Origin of the sequence: Pueribacillus theae (assembly GCF_003097615.1) — a bacterium.
Classification (GTDB): Bacteria; Bacillota; Bacilli; order Bacillales; family UBA6769; genus Pueribacillus; species Pueribacillus theae.
Window position 1 is genome coordinate 1 of record NZ_QCZG01000098.1, and the last position, 1757, is coordinate 1757.

General features: G+C 52.5%; 2 rRNA genes. Both read left to right on the plus strand.

The window, feature by feature from the left end:
- Positions 1–1152, plus strand: a 16S ribosomal RNA gene (locus DCC39_RS18810); the annotation flags it as partial.
- Positions 1153–1374: 222 nt separating this feature from the next.
- Positions 1375–1757: ribosomal RNA gene (locus tag DCC39_RS18815) — 23S ribosomal RNA — on the plus strand; the annotation flags it as partial.

Below are 1757 nucleotides of genomic sequence, written 5' to 3' on the forward strand. Positions count from 1 at the left end.
GGAGCAACGCCGCGTGAGTGAAGAAGGTTTTCGGATCGTAAAGCTCTGTTGTGAGGGAAGAACAAGTAAGGGAGTCACTGCCCTTGCCATGACGGTACCTCACCAGAAAGCCACGGCTAACTACGTGCCAGCAGCCGCGGTAATACGTAGGTGGCAAGCGTTGTCCGGAATTATTGGGCGTAAAGCGCGCGCAGGCGGTCCTTTAAGTCTGATGTGAAATCTTGCGGCTTAACCGCAAGCGGTCATTGGAAACTGGGGGACTTGAGTACAGAAGAGGAGAGTGGAATTCCACGTGTAGCGGTGAAATGCGTAGAGATGTGGAGGAACACCAGTGGCGAAGGCGGCTCTCTGGTCTGTCACTGACGCTGAGGCGCGAAAGCGTGGGTAGCGAACAGGATTAGATACCCTGGTAGTCCACGCCGTAAACGATGAGTGCTAGGTGTTGGGGGTTTCCACCCTCAGTGCTGCAGCAAACGCATTAAGCACTCCGCCTGGGGAGTACGGCCGCAAGGCTGAAACTCAAAGGAATTGACGGGGGCCCGCACAAGCGGTGGAGCATGTGGTTTAATTCGAAGCAACGCGAAGAACCTTACCAGGTCTTGACATCCCGCTGGCCGTCCTAGAGATAGGGCTTTTCCTTCGGGGACAGCGGAGACAGGTGGTGCATGGTTGTCGTCAGCTCGTGTCGTGAGATGTTGGGTTAAGTCCCGCAACGAGCGCAACCCTTGAGATTAGTTGCCAGCATTGAGTTGGGCACTCTAATATGACTGCCGCAGACAATGCGGAGGAAGGTGGGGATGACGTCAAATCATCATGCCCCTTATGACCTGGGCTACACACGTGCTACAATGGATGGTACAACGGGCAGCGAAGCCGCGAGGTGGAGCGAATCCCAAAAAGCCATTCTCAGTTCGGATTGCAGGCTGCAACTCGCCTGCATGAAGTCGGAATCGCTAGTAATCGCGGATCAGCATGCCGCGGTGAATACGTTCCCGGGCCTTGTACACACCGCCCGTCACACCACGAGAGTTTGTAACACCCGAAGTCGGTGGGGTAACCGTAAGGAGCCAGCCGCCGAAGGTGGGACAGATGATTGGGGTGAAGTCGTAACAAGGTAGCCGTATCGGAAGGTGCGGCTGGATCACCTCCTTTCTAAGGAAGAATCAGGCACTGCGGGCAAGAGATTGCCGCACCCTGTAAAAAGCTTGAGCGTTTTGTTTGGTTTTGGAAGAACGATGTTCTTTCAAAGAAGCGAATAAGAAATTGTTCGCTTGTATGTTCCTTGAAAACTAGATAACGACATCCAAAAGAAATACAGTTAGTCAGTCAGTCATGAACTGATGCAAGTTTTTATTTAATAATCAATTTTTAATTGGTTAAGTAAGTAAGGGCGCACGGTGAATGCCTTGGCACTAGGAGCCGAAGAAGGACGGGACGAACACCGATATGCTTCGGGGAGCCGTAAGTAAGCTTTGATCCGAAGATTTCCGAATGGGGGAACCCACTGTCCGTAATGGGACAGTACCCACACCTGAATCCATAGGGTGTAGGGAGGCAGACCCGGGGAACTGAAACATCTAAGTACCCGGAGGAAGAGAAAGAAACATTCGATTTCCTGAGTAGCGGCGAGCGAAACGGAAAGAGCCCAAACCAAGAGAGTTTTCTCTTGGGGTTGTAGGACACACCATATGGAGTAAGAAAAGGACGGAGTAGATGAAGCGGTCTGGAAAGGCCCGCCATAGGAGGTAACAGCCCTG